This window comes from Saccharothrix isguenensis, from assembly GCF_052936305.1.
This window is the reverse complement of the sequence record NZ_CP193626.1, coordinates 4,053,534-4,069,386: the sequence shown is the minus strand read 5'-3', so window position 1 is coordinate 4,069,386 and position 15,853 is coordinate 4,053,534. Positions and strand designations below refer to the sequence as shown.

Here is a 15,853-nt window from a genome sequence, read left to right as displayed (position 1 = left end):
GAGGTCGTGGACACGCACCGGAAACCCGGCACGCAAGACAAGAACGCAGTACAAGTCGGGACGCGCCGCCACAGTCGCACGCGCGCCGCCGGTCGCAACCCACTGAAACGCGCCAACGGGTCGGAACAGGGGGCACCGCCGTCAGGAGCAGGGGCTCAGGTCGTCCAGGCACAACCGCCGCGGCAGCTCCGCCCGGCTCCGCACACCCAGCTTCCGGTAGATCCGCGTCAGGTGCTGCTCCACGGTGCTCACCGTGATGAACAACCGGGCACTGATCTCACGGTTCGTGTAGCCCAGCACCGCCAGATCCGCCACCCGGTGCTCCGACTCGCTCAACACCGACGCCGCACCATCCCGCAACACGTCGTCCGCCGACCCCTCACCGGACTCCACCGCCGCCTTCGCCGCACCACGCCCCACCAGCACACCCGAGTGCCGACGCGACTCCACCTGGTCCGGAACCCGCGCCACACCGTCACCCGCGCGCTCGTAAGCCTCACTCAGATCACGCATCGCCAACGCCAACTGCACCCGGTCACCCGCCGTGTGCAGACTCGCCACCGCCGCACGCAACAACCGAGGCCGGTCCTCGGGCGAACTCCCCGCGGCCAACACCCGCAACGACACCCCACGCGTCCGCGAATCCAACCCCGGCATCCGCAACTGCTCCACCACCAGCTCCCGCGCCACGTCGGCACGCCCCAAGCGCAGGTTCGCCTCCGCCAGGTCACTGCGCCACGGCACCAGCACCGGAACGTCCACCTGCCACTCCAACACCAGCCGCCCGCACGTCTGGAAATCCGTCACCGCCGCCAACACCCGCTGCGCCCCCAAGTGGCACTGACCACGGGCATGCAGGTACCGCACCCCGTACGCCGTGCGGAACATCGTGTCCGGCACCCGCAGCCGCAACAACTCCTCGATCTCCGCATCCCGCCCCAACGCCGTGCTCGCCAGCATCAACGTCGCCAACGGATACCCGATCGACACACCCCAGCTCTGCGGCGGCAACAGATCCAACGCCCGACGAGCGCGATCCGCCGCCTCCTCCAGCTCACCGCACCGCAACGCGATGTCCGCGCTGATCGCGCCCAACACCGCCTGCCACGTCACCGCACCCACCCGCACCGCCTGCGCGGTCAACTCGCCACACCACCACGCCGCCCGGTCGTTGTCGTCGCTGTGCACCAACACCAGCAACGCCGTCGCCACGACCTCCAACGTCATGTCCGACAACCGGCAACTCCACAGCACGTGCTCCGCACTCGCCACCGCCGTCGCCGGATCACCCCCACCGCGCCAGAACGACGTCAACGCCCGCGCCGCCTCCACCCACGGATCGTCCTCCGCCTTCGCCGGCACCTCCGGCACCGCACACCGGTCCATACCCCGGAACCACTGGTGCGCGATCCGCAACTCCGCCGCCGTCTGCGCGTCCAACAACCCCGGCGTGCTGTTCAGCACGTCCAGCGCCATCACCGCGGTCTCCTCGTCGCCGTGCCACAGCGCGTGCCGCACCAACGTCACCGCGTCCCGCTCACCCAACCGGCCCGCCGCCATCGCCTTCCGCAACGGACCCATGTGCACCGCCGCCGCCAACGGATTCACCCGCCACAACGCCCGCACCAGCACCTTCGTGATCGCCAGCCGCTGCTCCTCGTCGTCGGTCGCCTCCAACGCCGACTCCAGGAACCGCACCGCCTCGTGCACCTCGTCCCGCATCAACGCCTGCTCCGCCGCGTCCCGCAGCACCCGCACCGACCAGCCGCCCACCCCGCGATGCGCCGACACCAGGTGCCGCGCGATCACCGCCGGCTCCGCACCCCGCTGGTGCAGCAGATCCGCCGCCCGCGCGTGCAACGCCTCCCGCTGAGGCCCCGCCATGCCGTCCAGCACCGCCTCCGCCGCCGCCCCGTGCGGGAACCACCCGTCACGCAGCAACCCCGCCGACGACAGGATCACCACCACCCGCCGCGCGTCCTCCGGAGCGACACCCACCAACCTGCCCAGCAACACCGGATCGGCACCGTCGCCCAGCACCGCCAACCCCCGCGCCACATCCAGCAACGCGGACTCCCAACGGTGCAGACACGCCAGCACCGCGTGCCGGAACGCCGTCCCCACCGCCGGCCACACACCACCGTCGAACCCGTCGCCCACCACCGACAGGTCGTGCTCCAAGTCCTCCACCAACGCCCGCACCAACATCGGGTTGCCCCCGCTGAGCCGGTGGCACGCCTCCGCCAACCGCGACGCCACACCCGACTCCACCGACCGGGGGAGCACCTCCACGATGTCCGCCGACGACAACGGCGCCAACCGGATCCGACGGTGCGGCCGACGCGTCACCTCGGCCGTGAACAGCGGCAACGTCGGCTGCGGCTGCTCCCACTCGCTCAGCACCAGCAGCACCCGGGCCGACCCCAAACGCCGCCGCAGGTACAGCACGAATTCCAAAGACGAGCTGTCCGCGAACTGAACGTCGTCTATTCCCACGACCACCGGTTGTTCACGGGACAAACCCAGTAATATGCCGCAGATTTCATGCACCACGCGAGCGGTAGCCGACCGGATACTTCGGACATCCGATTGCCCCTCGTCCGCCAGCGCCGTCTGCGGAACCACCAAACGAGACACACGGTCGCCCACTTCGGGCGGCAAACCGGCCCCACGGAAAAGCTGGTCGACCACGCCGGCCTGCAACGTCTGTTCCGCGCGGGACCCCATCGCGCTCAACAACAACGCGCCCGAAGCCTCCGCCGCAGCATAAAAGTCGTGTAACAGTTCCGTTTTACCGCTTGCCGGACCACCGCTCACGAGGACCAGCTCACCACGGCCCCCGCTGCTCCGGTCGAACGACCGCGCCAGCTCCTCGAAGGCGTCTCGGTAGCCCAGAAGTGCCATCCACCGTACCTCCGTACAGTCTATTCTCGATAGACCTTCATCTGATCTGGTGGGAGAGTTATGGCTTTATAGCACGACTTGTCCGAACCATCGCAAACTCGCCCGCAAACCCGAACGAAATCCGCATCTGGCTGTGAACGTCAAACCGACACGACCCCGGTAGGAACGATTCAACACGCCCGCAAGAAGGACGTCACCCAACACATCCCGCTTCGTAACCTCGCAGCCTCCGTCTCAACACGCGCCCACCACTCAACGCGGCAACCCGACCCCTTCCCCCGCCGCGAACAAGTCACCCTCGGCGGCCACCCGGTCCCGCACCTCGTCCGCCAGGAACACCAGATCCTCCACCGCCCGACACCGCTCCACCTCAACCCACCGCACCGGCGTCGACACCGAAGGCCGCGCCCGCGCCCGCAACGAATACGGCGCCACCGTCGTCTTCGCCGGATTGTTCTGCGACCAGTCGATCAACACCTTCCCCGTCCGCTGCGCCTTCGCCATCCGCCACACCACCTCACCCGGGAACTCACCCGCCAGCCGCTGCGCCACCCCCTTCGCGTACTCCGACGTCCGCTCCGCCGACGACACCGACACCGCCGCGTACACCTGCAAGCCCTTCGACCCGCTCGTCTTCACCACCGGCGCCAACCCGTCCGCCACCAACACCTCACGCACCCGGCACGCCACCCGGCAGCACTCCACCACCGTCGCCGGCTCACCCGGATCCAGGTCGAACACCACCAGGTCGGGGAAGCGGCGACCACCACGCGGCCCCACCGTCCACTGCGGCACGTGCAACTCCAACGCCGCCAGGTTCGCCAACCACACCACCGTCGCCAAATCGTCCACCACCACGAAGTCCGCGTACTCCGCACCCCGCGACGACCCCGGCGTCTCCACCCGCACCGTCCGCACCCACTCCGGCGCGTGCGACGGCACGTTCTTCTCGAAGAACGACTTCCCGTCCACCCCGTTCGGATACCGCCGCAACGTCACCGGACGATCCCTCACGTGCGGCAGCAACACCGGCGCGATCCGCGTGTAGTAGTCGATCACCTCCGCCTTGGTGAACCCCACCTCCGGATACAGCACCTTGTCCAGGTTCGTCAGCTTCACCAGACGACCCTCCACCCGCACCACCGCGTCACCCGTCAACCCGACGCACCTCCCCGGGCGCCTTGTCCGGCCGCAACCCCCGCCACGTCGGAAACCGCATCCGCCCGTCCGCCGTCCACTGCCGGTGCGCCACCTCACCCACCAACACCGGACGCACCCACCGCGCACCCCGCGCCCGATCACGCGGCACCTCCGACACGAACGGCGACCCCTCCACCTCCAACTCCGACAACCGCGCCGTCAACCGCTCCAACTCAGCCTGGTCGAACCCCGTGCCCACCGACCCCACGAACACCAACCCACCACCACCGGACCCACCCGCAACGGCACGCCCAGACCCGGAACCCTCCGACCCCGAACCCTCCGGCAAGCCCAGCAGCAAAGCCCCCACCAAGCCCTTCCGCTTCCCCTCACCAGGCCGCCACCCCCCGACCACCACCTCCTGCGTCAACACCGCCGTCACCTTCACCCAATGCGGCGACCGCCGACCCGGCGCATAACGCGAATCCAGCCGCTTCGCCACCACCCCCTCCAACCCCTGCTCACGACTCGCCGCCAACACCGCCGCCCCCTGACCGGGGAAGGCCTTCGGCGTCAACCAGTGCGCACCGCTCAACCCCAAGCCCTCCAGCAGCTCCCGCCGCCGCGAGTACGGCAACTCCACCGTCGGTGAACCATCCAGGTGCAACACGTCGAACACCAGGAACGTCACCGGAACCCGCCCCACCAACCGCCGCGCCTGCGCCGCCGACGCGTGCATCCGCTCCTGCAACGCACCGAAACTCGGCCGCCCACCCGACAACGCCACGATCTCCCCGTCCAACAACACCTGCGTCGCACCCAACTGCGCACCCAGGCCCTGCAACTCCGGGTAAGTCCCCGTCACGTCGTTGCCCGCACGACTCGTCAACTGCACCCGGCCGCCCTCCACCCGCGCGACCGCCCGCACCCCGTCCCACTTGAACTCGAACGCGAACCGCGACTCAGGCCCGGGCAACACCGCCGCCGCCGTCGCCAACATCGGCGCCACGAACTCCGGCAACGGCACCCAATCCGCCCGCACCGCCTCGTGCCGCCGCCGCACCATCCAATCCTTACCGCCCGAACCCCCACCGCCCTCGCGACGGAAGAAGACGAACTCACCCTCCACCCGCGAACCGCGCAACACCACATCCACCTCGCGGTCCGACCACTTCACCACTTCATAACGACCGCGATCCCAGATGAACATCTCACCCGCGCCGTACTCACCCTTCGGAATAACACCCGAAAACGACGCGTACTCCAACGGGTGATCCTCCGTGCGCACCGCCAACCGAATCGTCCCCGGCTCCGCCGGCAAACCCTTCGGCACCGCCCACGACACCAACACCCCACCCCGCTCCAACCGCACATCCCAATGCAGCCGCGACGCGTGGTGCTCCTGGATCACAAAAGTGTCGTCATCACCCCGGGGCAACACCGAGTCCTCACCCGGCACCGGCTCCGGCGTCCGCCCCGGATCCCGCTTCCGCCGGTACTCCGAAAGATCCCCGCCCATCCCACGCCGCCACGCCCTCAGGCGGGCTTCGCCTTCTTCTTCGCCGGAGCCTTCCGCGACGACCCCTCAGACGACCCCGAAGCAGCCTTCTTCGCCGCAGGCTTCCGCGCCGCCGACTTCCCACCACGCGACGACTTCGCCTGCTCCACACTCCGCTCCAACGCCGTCATCAAGTCGATCACCTCGCCGGCCTCCTCCGCCTCCGGCCGCTCCGGCAGCTCCGCACCCTCGGCCTTCGCCTCGATCAACTTCTGCATCGCCACCGTGTAGTCGTCGGTGAACTCACCCGCGTCGAAAGACCCCGCCATGCTCTCCACCAACGACGACGCCATCTTCAACTCCTGCGGCCGAACCTCCACATCGGAACCCAAGAACTCGAAATCAGGCTTCCGCACCTCATCCGGCCACAACATCGTGTGCATCACCAGCAAATCCTCACGCGCCCGCAACATCGCCAACGTCTCCCGCTGACGAATCGTGATCTTCACCACCGCGAGCTGACCGCTCCGCTCCAAAGCCGTCCGCAACAACACATAAGGACGCGTCGCCGCCTTGTCCGGCTCCAGGTAATAAGACTTCTGGAAATAAATCGGATCCACCTCGTCGACCGGCACGAACTCCAACACGTCGATCGCGTGATCCGTGTTGACCGGCAGCTTGTCGAAATCCTCGCTGTCCATCACCACCACACGACCGTCGTCCAGCTCGTAGCCCTTCGCGATGTCGGCGTAAGCGACCTCCTCGCCGCACACCTGGCACACCCGCTTGTACCGGACGCGCCCACCGTCCTCCCGGTGCACCTGGTGGAACCGGAAGTCGTGCTCCTCGGTGGCGGTGTACAACCGGACACCGATCGTCACCAACCCGAAGGAAATCGCCCCACGCCACACGGACCTCATGCCACGTGACTACCCGCGAACTGCACGGTCCGCACCAGTACGTCACCTGAACGGGCTAACAAACCAGGGGAGGGGCACCACCACGACAGAGGAGCCCCATCACTCCCGGTCCGGCAACCGCGCCAACGACAGATTCGTCCGACTACCCGCCACCGCCGCCCGCCGCTCCCGCGCCGTCGCCTCGATGTAGTTCTGCGACGTCGCCAAGGACGCATGACCCAACAACGCCATGATCTCCGACGCCGACGCGCCGTCCTCCGCCAACCGCGTCGCGAACGTGTGCCGCAACGCGTGCAGGTTCGCCCCCGACGGCACCCGATCGTGCAACCCCGCCCACCGGAAGCACGACCGCACCAGGTACTCCAACCCACCCCGACCGATCGGCTCACCATGCCGGTCACGCACCAACGCCGACCCCCGGTCGAACCGCGCCTGCGGGAAACGCCGCCGACACGACGCCAGGTACTGCTCGATGATCCGGTCCATCGCCGGCTCGATCGGCACCGACCGGTCCCGGTTCCCCTTGCCCACCACGTGCAGCCGACGCTCACCCGGCCGGCCCACCACCGACGCCAGCGTCAACGTCCGCATCTCCGCCGACCGCAGCCCCGCCACCAGGCCCAACGCCAACACCAGCACATCGCGCTCCGGCCACGGGTCACGCCCCTTCCGCGCGCCCTCCGCCGCCGCCGCCAACAACCGCTCCGGCGTGTCCTCGCCCCGCAGCGGCTTCGGCGTCAACGGAGGCGTCTTCGGCCGTGCCACCGCACCCATCGGATTCCCCGGCACCAGGTCCTCCGCCACGCAGAACGTCAGGAACTGGTTCCACGTCGACCACGCCCGCAACACCGACGACTTCGCGTGCGAGTCCGCGAACACCCCGAACGCCTCACGCAGGTTCCGCCCCGTCAGGTCCGAGATCTCCAGCCGATCCGGGGGAGTGCCCGTCACCTCCGCCAGCAGCGCCGTGACACCTGCCAGGTCACGCCGGTACGCCGCCGTCGTGTGCGGCGAATCCTTCCGCGGACGACGGGCGAGGAAGAAAGACTCCTGAGCGGCAAGCACGCGCATGTCGATCTTCCTACCGCACCCCACCGACAAAAACGCCACACGGGACTCGGTCGAACACCAGCCGAACCTCATCCACACCGCCTCCGGGCCCGGCCAGGAGGCCCAGGGCTCGGAGGCGTCCGCCTGGCAGGGGAGCGACCGGGCAGGAGGAGATGGCGAGGTCGAGGCACCCCAGGGGACCGGCAAGCCCGACGGACGAGGTCCGGTCGGCGGCGACGTAGGCGTAGGCGCGCCGCGCCGGTCGGGGTCGACCTTCAGCTCGCCCGCGATGACCAACGTGCGGGGTACCTGCCCGCCCGGTCTGTCCCGCGCAAATCAAGATCATTGATGGATAATCGCCATTATCCATCAGAGAGGGATCCGGAAGGGGCTCGGGCCACAACCGGGGGATCGCCCCTCTCGAACGTCCTGCCGCCGACCGATCCGGCCTCGGAAATGCGCATGTGCGTGCTTCGTCGCCACCGCAGGTCGTGTGCGGCAGACCGGTCGAGCCGGTGTGGACCTGCCGAGCGTCCCCAGCACGTCCGGGTGCCCGCGATGATCAACTCGGGCGAGGAACCGGCGTGCGCCTCGGCCCCACAGGGCCGCTCACACCACCGATGATCCGTCACTGTGACGTTTCTACGGTGGTGTGTCGGGATGCCGGCTCGCGCGCCGGGTTTCGGCCCCTCCGGTCCGGCACGCCTTCGTCGGCCTGCCCCCGCCGCGTCGTCGGTGCGGACGCGACACCTGGGCGTGCACGCGGGCGGCGGGGGCGAAGGCTGTCGGCGGCGCGCGGAACGACGTGTGTAGGGCCTGTGTGGACGGTCCGAGTCGACGCGCCCTGACCCCTGTCGACCAGGCCGTCCGTAACGCCGATAATCTACATTATGTTAATTAGCGAGTTCAGGGCCGCTTCCCCAGCACGTCGAAGTAGTGCGCGTTGGTCATGACGCCCAGGACGTTGCCGAACGGGTCGACCACGCTGGCGGTCTCGTAACCCTCTCCCCGCACCTTCGGCTGGTCGTGCGGCTTGGCGCCCAGCTCGGCGAGCCGGTCCAGCGTGGCCCGCAGGTCGTCCACGGCCCAGTACGTGATCGCCCCGGCCGGGCCGCTGTGCACGTCGTGCGGCGCGTAGTCGCTCTGGACGATGCCGAACTCGTGCTCGTAGTCCCCGATCCGGAACTCGATGTAGCCGCCGGGGACCTTGAAGTACGGCTCGATGCCGAAGAACTCCGCGTACCAGGCGGCTGCGGCGTCCAGGTCGTCGGCGAAGAAGCTGGTGGTGGTGAGTCCGCGGAACATGGTGTTCCTCTTCCCGGTCGTTCGTTCGCTGTCGTTCCCCACCCTGGCGGTCAAAGTGCTCACCGAGTGAGCACTTTTCCGAGGAAACTGGGGCCATGCGCGCGGACCGGTTGGTGGCCACTGTCCTGCTGATGCAGGCGCGGGGGCAGGTGACGGCGGCCGAGGTGGCCGGTGAGCTGGAGGTGTCGTTGGCGACGGCGCGTCGGGATCTGGAGGCGTTGTCGGCGGCTGGTGTGCCGGTGTACCCGCAGCCGGGGCGTGGTGGTGGCTGGCGGCTGGTGGGTCGTGCGCGGACGGATCTGAGCGGGTTGACGTCGTCGGAGGCGCAGGCGTTGTTCCTGCTGGTGGGGCCGGCGGCGGCGGGGTCGCCGGAGGTGCGGGCGGCGTTGCGGAAGCTGGTGCGGGCGTTGCCGGAGACGTTCCGGGAAGGTGCCCAGGCGGCGGCGGACGCGGTGGTGGTGGACATGGCCGGGTGGGGCGAGGTGGGTCGGGACCGGCCGGGGTTGGTGGAGGTGTTGCAGGAGGCCGTGGTGCGGCGCCTGCGGGTGGAGTTGGTGTACGAGGGGCGTGGGCGGTCGCGGTCGGAGCGGGTGGTGGAGCCGTGGGGGTTGGTGGACAAGGACGAGGTCTGGTACCTGGTGGCGGGCACGGAGGCGGGTGAGCGGACGTTCCGGGTGGATCGGGTCGTGTCGGCGCGGGTGACGGACGAGGTGTTCGTGCGGCCGGCGGATTTCGACTTGTCGTCGGCGTGGGACCGGGTGGTGTCCGAGGTGGAGCGGCGGCGGTCGGCGGTGTCGGCGGTGGTGTCGGTCGAGGCGCGGTACGTGTCGGTGTTGCGGGATCAGTTCGGGCTGCACTGTGAGGTGCTGGACGAGGTGGAGGGGCGGGCGCGGTTGCGGTTGTCGGCTCCCACTCCCCTGATGATCGCCCAGGTGTTGGCGGGGTGGGGTGCGTTGGTGGAGGTGGTGGAGTCGGACGGGGTGCGCGCGGAGTTGGCGCGGTTGGGTGCGGAGCTGGTGTCGCGCTACGGCTGACCGGCTGACCGGCTGCCCCTGACTCGGCTACCTCTGACTCGGCTACATCGAACCGGCATCGAACCGGCTAGGGCCGGCCCGCCGGCACTGGCCTGGCTACCGCTGGTCCGGCTGCGTGTGCTCGACCTGGGTGGGCTCCGGCTGTGCTGGTGCAAGTCGGGTTGGTGCAAGTTGGGTTGGTGCCGGTTGGGTGCGGTCGGTGTGCAGGTGGTCGCGGATGCGGTCGTGCATGGGGCGCTCCCCCAGTGCGTCGAGCGCTGCGGCGACGAGGTCGGCCAGGGGGTGGGGCAGTTCGGCGTCGAGGTCGCGGCCGGCTGCGGTGGTGGCCTGCCATTCGGCGTCGAGGGTCGGCAGGATGGCGCGGGCGTGGTCGGTGAGGTGGACGATGCGCCGGCGTGCGTCGTCGCCGGGTTTGAGGTCGACCAGTCCGTCGCGGCGCATCTGGTTGACGGTCTGGCTGACGGCGGAGTGGGTGACGCCGATGGTGTCGGCGAGGTCGCGGATGGACTGCGGTCCCCCGGCGTGGACGAGTCGGATGACCGGGGTGTAGCGGGGGCGGAAGCCCGGTAGTCCGAGGTCGGTGTAGACGCGGGCGACGCCGCTGTCGACGAGGTCGAGCAGGTGGCGCAGGCGGGTGCCGAGGAATTCGGGTGCGGGTCGGTGGTCCACTCCCCTAATGTAACAGCACTGTTGTATATCTGAGGAGTGTTGATGTACCCGGAGATCGAGCCGTACGAGCACGGGATGCTGGACGTCGGGGACGGCAACCTCGTCTACTGGGAGGCGTGCGGGAATCCGGACGGGAAGCCGGTGGTGTGCCTGCACGGCGGGCCGGGCACGGGCTGCTCCCCCACCATGCCGCGCCAGTTCGACCCTCGGGCGTACCGGATCGTGCTGTTCGACCAGCGCGGCAGTGGTCGGAGTCGGCCGCACGCGAGCGAGTACTCGACGGATCTGTCGGTGAACACGACCGCGCACCTGGTGGCGGACGTCGAGCGGCTGCGGGAGCACTTGGGCATCGACCGGTGGATGGTGTTCGGCGGGTCGTGGGGGTCGACGCTGGGTCTGCACTACGCGGAGCTGTTCCCGCACCGGGTGACGGAGATCGTGCTGGTGGCGGTGACGACGAGCCGGCATGCCGAGTTGCACTGGCTGTACAACGGCCTGGGCATGTTGTTCCCGGAGCAGTGGGCGGAGTTCAGGCGTGGCGCGGGCGAGGGTGCGACGGATCTGGTGGCGGCGTACGACGAGCTGCTGAACTCGCCTGATCCGGCGGTGCGGGTGAAGGCGGCGACGGACTGGACGGCGTGGGAGGGCGCGATCCTGTCGGTGCACCCGGATCACAAGCCTGGGCCTCGGATGTCGGATCCGGCGTGGCAGATGGCGTTCGCTCGGCTGACCGCGCACTACTTCCGGCACAAGGTGTGGCTGGAGGACGGTCAGGTGCTGCGGGACGTGGAGCGGCTGCACGGGATTCCGGCGGTGTTGGTGCACGGCCGGTTGGACCTGCAGGGGCCGTTGGGGACGGCGTGGGAGTTGGCGCAGGCGTGGCCGGATGCCGAGTTGGTGGTGGTGCGGGGTGCGTCGCACGCGGCGACTGATCCGGGGATGGGTCGAGCGGTGTTGGCGGCGACGGACGGGTTCGCGTATCGCCGGTAGGTCGGGGTGTCGCCGTGGGTGTGGCGGGTCTCCAGACGGTGGTGGTCTTGAGGTCGACGCCTTCGAGGTCGTGGAGGACCGGGACGGCGAAGGTGTCGACGCGGGTCCAGCCGCGTGGCATGAAGGTGCGATGGGGGTCGCCGACGAGGACGAGGGTGCCTCGCTGGTGGGCGGCGAGGAGGAACGGTCGGACGCGGGCGGCCATGTCGCGGTCGTAGAAGACGTCGCCGGCGAGGAGGACGTCGACGTCGGGGGTGGTGTCGAGGAGGTCGCCGGTGGTGATGGTGACCGTGACGTCGTTGGCGCGGGCGTTGAGGGTGATGGCGGTGGCGGCGAGCGGGTCGATGTCGTTGGCGGTGACGTGTCCGCCGGCGCGGGCGGCGGCGACGGCGACGAGGCCTGAGCCGGAGGCGAGGTCGAGGACGCGGCGGCCGGTGACGAGTTCGGGGTGGTCGAGGAGGTGGCGGGCGAGTGCCTGGCCGCCGGCCCAGGGGAACGCCCAGAACGGTGGTTCGGGGGTGCCGGTGCGTTCCCAGAGGGCGATCAGGTCGTCGGCGGTGTGCAGGACGATGTCCGGGGTGAGCGGCACGGGGCGTGGGGTCGTCACCGAGCGGACGAAGTCTTCCATCGGGTCAGGCGGAGAGCCGTTGGGGTTCGAGTGCGCGGGACAGTGCGTCGAGTGAGAGTCCGACGGCTTCGCAGAGGGCCGTGACGGTGAAGAAGGCGGGGGTGGGGACCCGTCCGCGTTCGATCTTGCGGAGGGTTTCGACGGAGATCCCGGCTGCGGCGGCGACGTCGACCATGCTGCGTTGGCCTCGTGCGCGGCGGAGGAGTTCGCCGAGTCGTTCGCCTCGTTCGCGGTCGGACTGGGTGAGTGGCTGTCGCACCATGCTGTGATAGTAATACCGGTATTACTATCACGGTTGGGAGCATGTGGTGATCGAGTTGAAGAGCCCCGGCGAGCTGGACGCGATGCGCGCCGCCGGGCTCGTGGTGGCCGACGCGCTGGCGGCGGTCCGAGACCACGCCCGGGTCGGGGTTTCGCTGCTGGAGCTGGACGAGGTGGCGCACCAGGTCATCCGGGACGCGGGCGCGGGGTCGTCGTTCCTGCACTACCGGCCGTCGTTCGCGCCAACCCCGTTCCCCGGCGTGATCTGCGCTTCGGTGAACGACCTCATCGTGCACGGCATCCCGGACGGCTACCGGCTGCGCGAGGGCGACCTGGTGAGCATCGACTGCGGCGCGCACCTGGACGGCTGGCACGGCGACTCGGCGGTCAGCTTCGTCGTCGGGGAGGCGGACCCGGCCGACGTGCTGCTCATCGACACGGCCCGGCGCGCGTTGGAGGCGGGGATCGCCGCCGCGGTGCCGGGCGGGAGGATCGGGGACGTGTCGCACGCGATCGGCGTGATCTGCCGTGCCGCGGGCTACGGGATGCCCTCGGACTTCGGTGGTCACGGCATCGGGCGGGCGATGCACGAGGCGCCCGGTGTGCCGAACGAGGGCAGGCCGGGGCGTGGCCTGACCCTGCGTCCGGGGATGGCGATCGCGATCGAGCCGATGTTCCACGCCGGTGGTCGGGACGGGTACTACGCCGGTGAGGACGGGTGGGGGCTGCACACCGTCGACGGCAGCCGTGCCGCGCACGTGGAGCACTCGGTGGCGATCACGGAGGACGGCCCGCGGGTGCTCACAGCCCCCCGGCAACCCGCAGCACCGCTCCGCTCGTGAAGGAGGCGCCGTCGCCCAGGAGCCAGGCCACGGCCTCGGCGATCTCCTCCGGTTCGCCGGGCCGGCCCAGCGGGATGCGTGACGCGACCCGGTCGGGCCGGTCCGGCACGCCGGACAGTTCGTGGATGGAGGTGCGGACGGTGCCGGCGGCGACGGCGTTCACGCGGATGCCGCGTGGTCCGAGTTCCTTGGCCAGGCCGACGGTCATCGCGTCGACCGCGGCCTTGCTCGCCGCGTAGTGCACGTACTCCCCCGGTGCTCCGAGGGTGGCGGCCACGGACGACAGCGACACGATCGACCCGCCTTCGACCAGGTCGCGGGCCGCGCGTCGGGCGCACAGCAAGGCGCCGACGACGTTCACGTCCACGACGCGGCGCAGGTCCTCGGTCCGCAGGTCGGCGAGCGTGCCCACCTGGCTGGTGATGCCGGCGTTGATCACCACGCCGGTGACCTGGCCGAGTTCGGCGGCGGTGTCGAACAGGGTGTCCACGTCGTTCTCGTCGGACACCTCCGCACGCACCGCGACCCCGCCGACCTCGCGGGCCAAGGCCTCCGCCTCGGCGGTCGCGGCGCGGTAGCCGAGCACCACCCGGTGCCCGTCCGCCGCGACCCGCCGCACCACTGCCGCGCCGATTCCCCGGCTGCCGCCGGTCACCACGATCAGGCCGGCCATGCCGCCACCTCCGCTTTCACCCGTTGCCGTCCGGTGGCCGGCGTGTTCGCCGGCCCCGTCACTCCCGACACCACCGGTTCGGCCGCGGCGTGTGCCCGGGATGGGGCGTCGGCCACCGACCGTGCGGTCACGGCCGGGTTCACCACCGCCGCCCGCCGGCACCACCGCCGGCCGCGCGCGGCCGGTCGACCCAGTGATCACCACGACGTCGAACCTACGTGCCGCCCCGGCCGTCGCGGCGTCCACCCTTCGCGACCATCCGCGCACGTCGGGACGCACGGACAACCACCGCCTCGTCGCTCGGATGCGTGAACCCGAACCCCGGTGTCACGCGAATGGCGTGCCCAGGGCACCCTGGGACCGTGACCGACCCGCGTTGCGCCGCGATCTCCGCCGACATCGGGGAGCCCGAAGCGGGCACCGCCACCACTGCCGCCGCCTGGGTCTGCCTGGAGCAACCGGGGCCGTGGGGACGCGACGCCCTCACCCAGAGCCACCTCGACCCGGTGCTCGGCGCAGAGCTCGGCCGTCGTGCCGCGGCCACCGGTGTGCGGGTGCTGCTGATCCGCCGCCCCGGCCGGCACGCCGACACCCACCACGACACGCCGCGCCGCGTGTTCCTCGCCGCCACCACGCCGGGCCGGTCGTGGCTCGAACGGGCCGACATCGCTCCGGAAGCCCTGCTCGACCTCGACTTCGCGGCGCTCGGCGCAGGTCGCTCCACCGGCTTCGGCGTCCCCGTGACCGGGCCGTTGCTGCTCGTGTGCACCAACAGTCGTCGGGACGCGTGCTGCGCGCTGCGCGGCCGTCCGCTCGTCGAGGACCTCGCGGCGGCGCGCCCCGGCTCGGTGTGGGAGTGCACGCACACCGGCGGTCACCGGTTCGCCCCGACCGGCGTGCTGCTGCCCACCGGCTACCTGTACGGCCGGCTCGACACCGCGTTCGCCGCCCGGCTGCTCGACCAGGCCGCCGCCGGGCACGTCGTCACCGAACGCTGCCGCGGCCGGTCCACCCACACCCCGCACGGCCAGGCCGCCGAACTCGCCGTGCGCGACCGGATCGGCGAACACCGCGACGTCCTCACCGTCCACCACGGCGACCACCCCCACGGCGACCGTCCCGACGGCGACCGCAGCACGACCGTCCGCCACGGCGACGGCCGGTCCTGGCGCGTCACCGTCGACACCCGCGACCTCCCGGCCGCCCGGCCCGCGAGCTGCGGCGCGACGCCCACCCTGGACACCCAACTCGTCGTCACCGCCGTCGAGGACCTCGTCCCCGTCGCCTGAGGCACGGCCGCCTCGGGTCCCGTCGCCCGAGGTTCACTCGGTCGGGGCCGTCGAGCCCGGCACGGCGGCGTGGAACAGCCCCAGCCCGAGCGCGTGCGGGTCGTCCAACCCGACCGTCCGCAGCGCCTCGGCCGGCAACGCCAGCAACGACACCGCCACCCCCAGGAAGTAGGCGTCCAACAGGCCGGCGTCGCGTGCCGTGCTCGGCAACCCCGCCGCAGCGTGCAGACCCGCACCGGCCTCCGCGTTGGACACCGCCATCCGCCCCAGCGCGGCCCGCACCCCCGGCCGGCGCACCGCCTCCAGGTACAGCTCCACCATCGCCAACAGCTGCGTGGGGTCGTCGGCCACCGCGCGCCGCAGCAGCGCCGGGTACAGCTGCGCCACCTGCTCCGGCGAGATGCCCGCCGGTGTCGTCTCCCGCAGCTGCCGCACCGCCGCCGCGTGCAACGCCGTCATCCGACCCGCCGCCGCCTCCAGCAACGCGTCGCGGGACGGGAAGTAGTTCTTCGTCGTGCCCTCCGGCACCCCGGCGGCCCGGTCCACCGCCCGGTGCGTCAACCCGCGGCCGCCTTCCGCCGCCAACACCGAGATCGCACAGTCGCACAGCAGGTCCCGACGGCTCGTCACGGGGACGGGACCCTAGCCGA

14 protein-coding genes and 1 pseudogene are annotated in these 15,853 nt (G+C 70.6%); 4 read left to right on the top strand and 11 right to left on the bottom strand.

Annotated features, from left to right (window positions below):
* Positions 1-141: 141 nt before the first annotated feature.
* The 6 genes from ACRAKI_RS18505 to ACRAKI_RS18480 all read right to left on the bottom strand — a co-directional run bounded on the left by ACRAKI_RS18505 (position 142) and on the right by ACRAKI_RS18480 (position 8,817).
* Entirely contained in the window at positions 142-2,904 is a 2,763-nt protein-coding gene (locus ACRAKI_RS18505) for an ATP-binding protein (RefSeq protein ID WP_447001754.1), read from the bottom strand.
* 252 nt (positions 2,905-3,156) lie between these two features.
* Positions 3,157-4,062: a non-homologous end-joining DNA ligase gene (ligD, locus tag ACRAKI_RS18500; RefSeq protein ID WP_447001753.1), complete on the bottom strand. Its 906-nt coding sequence runs from the start codon at positions 4,060-4,062 to the stop codon at positions 3,157-3,159.
* A complete protein-coding gene (locus tag ACRAKI_RS18495) occupies positions 4,052-5,563 on the bottom strand; it encodes a DNA polymerase ligase N-terminal domain-containing protein (RefSeq protein ID WP_447001752.1) in 1,512 nt (503 codons plus the stop codon). Before ACRAKI_RS18495 ends, ligD begins: the two co-directional genes overlap by 11 nt.
* 17 nt (positions 5,564-5,580) lie before the next feature.
* On the bottom strand, positions 5,581-6,462 hold the full coding sequence (gene ku / locus ACRAKI_RS18490) for a non-homologous end joining protein Ku (RefSeq protein ID WP_447001751.1): 882 nt from the start codon (positions 6,460-6,462) through the stop codon (positions 5,581-5,583).
* A gap of 99 nt (positions 6,463-6,561) precedes the next feature.
* Positions 6,562-7,533 (bottom strand): tyrosine-type recombinase/integrase, encoded by a 972-nt coding sequence (locus tag ACRAKI_RS18485; protein ID WP_447001750.1) that lies wholly within the window; start codon positions 7,531-7,533, stop codon positions 6,562-6,564.
* A gap of 885 nt (positions 7,534-8,418) precedes the next feature.
* On the bottom strand, positions 8,419-8,817 hold the full coding sequence (locus tag ACRAKI_RS18480) for a VOC family protein (RefSeq protein ID WP_447001749.1): 399 nt from the start codon (positions 8,815-8,817) through the stop codon (positions 8,419-8,421).
* Between the two features lie 95 nt (positions 8,818-8,912).
* Between ACRAKI_RS18480 and ACRAKI_RS18475 the strand changes: the two genes are divergently transcribed.
* Positions 8,913-9,851, top strand: coding sequence for a helix-turn-helix transcriptional regulator (locus ACRAKI_RS18475; protein WP_447001748.1), 939 nt, complete (start codon positions 8,913-8,915; stop codon positions 9,849-9,851).
* Between the two features lie 96 nt (positions 9,852-9,947).
* Here ACRAKI_RS18475 and ACRAKI_RS18470 read toward each other — a convergent pair whose 3' ends face one another.
* Entirely contained in the window at positions 9,948-10,520 is a 573-nt protein-coding gene (locus ACRAKI_RS18470) for a MarR family winged helix-turn-helix transcriptional regulator (RefSeq protein WP_447001747.1), read from the bottom strand.
* A gap of 42 nt (positions 10,521-10,562) precedes the next feature.
* On the opposite strand from ACRAKI_RS18470, the gene pip reads away from it, so the two are divergent.
* A complete protein-coding gene (gene pip, locus ACRAKI_RS18465; RefSeq protein WP_447001746.1) occupies positions 10,563-11,510 on the top strand; it encodes a prolyl aminopeptidase in 948 nt (315 codons plus the stop codon).
* 208 nt (positions 11,511-11,718) lie between these two features.
* Here pip and ACRAKI_RS18460 read toward each other — a convergent pair.
* Together ACRAKI_RS18460 and ACRAKI_RS18455 are read right to left on the bottom strand one after the other, a co-directional pair.
* A pseudogene (locus ACRAKI_RS18460) lies at positions 11,719-12,138 on the bottom strand (class I SAM-dependent methyltransferase); the annotation flags it as partial.
* Between the two features lie 4 nt (positions 12,139-12,142).
* Positions 12,143-12,400: a helix-turn-helix domain-containing protein gene (locus tag ACRAKI_RS18455; protein ID WP_447001745.1), complete on the bottom strand. Its 258-nt coding sequence runs from the start codon at positions 12,398-12,400 to the stop codon at positions 12,143-12,145.
* Between the two features lie 46 nt (positions 12,401-12,446).
* Here ACRAKI_RS18455 and map point away from each other — a divergent pair, with 46 nt between their 5' ends.
* A complete protein-coding gene (map, locus tag ACRAKI_RS18450; protein WP_447001744.1) occupies positions 12,447-13,241 on the top strand; it encodes a type I methionyl aminopeptidase in 795 nt (264 codons plus the stop codon).
* On the opposite strand, the gene ACRAKI_RS18445 is transcribed toward map, so the two are convergent.
* On the bottom strand, positions 13,201-13,914 hold the full coding sequence (locus tag ACRAKI_RS18445) for an SDR family oxidoreductase (protein ID WP_447001743.1): 714 nt from the start codon (positions 13,912-13,914) through the stop codon (positions 13,201-13,203). The genes map and ACRAKI_RS18445 overlap by 41 nt on opposite strands.
* Positions 13,915-14,276: 362 nt before the next feature.
* Between ACRAKI_RS18445 and ACRAKI_RS18440 the strand changes: the two genes are divergently transcribed.
* Positions 14,277-15,203, top strand: a complete 927-nt coding sequence (locus ACRAKI_RS18440; protein ID WP_447001742.1) for a sucrase ferredoxin — start codon at positions 14,277-14,279, stop codon at positions 15,201-15,203.
* A gap of 33 nt (positions 15,204-15,236) precedes the next feature.
* Here the strand turns inward: ACRAKI_RS18440 and ACRAKI_RS18435 are convergent, their stop codons facing one another.
* Entirely contained in the window at positions 15,237-15,833 is a 597-nt protein-coding gene (locus ACRAKI_RS18435; RefSeq protein WP_447001741.1) for a TetR/AcrR family transcriptional regulator, read from the bottom strand.
* Positions 15,834-15,853: the final 20 nt, after the last annotated feature.

Bases quoted from the DNA above. Each gene is read 5' to 3' on its own strand.
- ACRAKI_RS18505 (WP_447001754.1), bottom strand. From the start codon at position 2,904: ATGGCACTTCTGGGCTACCGAGACGCCTTCGAGGAGCTGGCGCGGTCG.
- ACRAKI_RS18495 (WP_447001752.1), bottom strand. From the start codon at position 5,563: ATGGGCGGGGATCTTTCGGAGTACCGGCGGAAGCGGGATCCGGGGCGG.
- ku (WP_447001751.1), bottom strand. From the start codon at position 6,462: ATGAGGTCCGTGTGGCGTGGGGCGATTTCCTTCGGGTTGGTGACGATC.
- ACRAKI_RS18485 (WP_447001750.1), bottom strand. From the start codon at position 7,533: ATGCGCGTGCTTGCCGCTCAGGAGTCTTTCTTCCTCGCCCGTCGTCCG.
- ACRAKI_RS18480 (WP_447001749.1), bottom strand. From the start codon at position 8,817: ATGTTCCGCGGACTCACCACCACCAGCTTCTTCGCCGACGACCTGGAC.
- ACRAKI_RS18475 (WP_447001748.1), top strand. From the start codon at position 8,913: ATGCGCGCGGACCGGTTGGTGGCCACTGTCCTGCTGATGCAGGCGCGG.
- pip (WP_447001746.1), top strand. From the start codon at position 10,563: ATGTACCCGGAGATCGAGCCGTACGAGCACGGGATGCTGGACGTCGGG.
- ACRAKI_RS18455 (WP_447001745.1), bottom strand. From the start codon at position 12,400: ATGGTGCGACAGCCACTCACCCAGTCCGACCGCGAACGAGGCGAACGA.
- ACRAKI_RS18445 (WP_447001743.1), bottom strand. From the start codon at position 13,914: ATGGCCGGCCTGATCGTGGTGACCGGCGGCAGCCGGGGAATCGGCGCG.